Consider the following 749-nt stretch of genomic DNA (forward strand, 5'->3'; position numbering starts at 1 on the left):
TGGGCGGCGTCGCCGGGCTGCACGTCGGCAATGACGGTTTCGAGGGGCAACTGATTGCGCGCGAGGCCGATACGGCCCTTCTGCAAATCGGCCCGGATGTCTTCGTGCTGAATGTAGTCGAAGCCATTTTCCTGCTTGATGCGCTCAGCCTGGTCGTTTTCGGCGCTGCGGTTGCCCTGCGCGCCGGGGTCCGACACCTGGAACAAGTTGCTGATGATGGTGCGCAGTAGCGGGTAAGCCAGGTTGTTTTGCTCGCAGTGCGTCGTGAAGAAATCGACCTCCGCCCGTCGGATATACGAAATGCTTTCGGGTTCTTGCTTAACGAGTTGCGAGACGTGGATGGCGTAGTATTGCTCGGGCATCAGGGCCTCGGCGCCCTCGTGCAACGTGGCCCACGTGCCCTGGTAGTTAATGTCCCAGTTGTACACCACCGGCTCCATGGCGAAGGGCAGTGCGGCCGACAGTTCCTGCTTGGTCGAGCGCAGCAATTCCAGCACGCGCAGCTTGTATTCCTCGTAGCGGTCGGGGTTCACAAACATGCCCATGCCGCCGCCCGACATGCCGCCCAGCATCAAAAACCCGTAGTACTCGGCCCCGACCTGCTGCTTGGCGCGGGCAATAATCTCCTCCGTGAAGTAGGTCGAGGCCCACGGGATAATCGTCTTAATCGGGTACTCCCAGTTGCGGGCGGTGTTGGCGGCTAGCTTGCGCACGTCGCCTTCTTTGAGCGCGCCCAAGATGTTGTCAAA

Annotated in this window: 1 pseudogene; it reads right to left on the reverse strand. The window is 60.6% G+C overall.

The annotated features are described in order from the left end of the window. A pseudogene (locus ACP7AJ_RS21505) lies at positions 1 to 749 on the reverse strand (UTP--glucose-1-phosphate uridylyltransferase); the annotation flags it as partial.

Origin of the sequence: Hymenobacter sp. B1770 (assembly GCF_049896385.1) — a bacterium.
In the GTDB taxonomy this organism is placed as follows: Bacteria; Bacteroidota; Bacteroidia; order Cytophagales; family Hymenobacteraceae; genus Hymenobacter.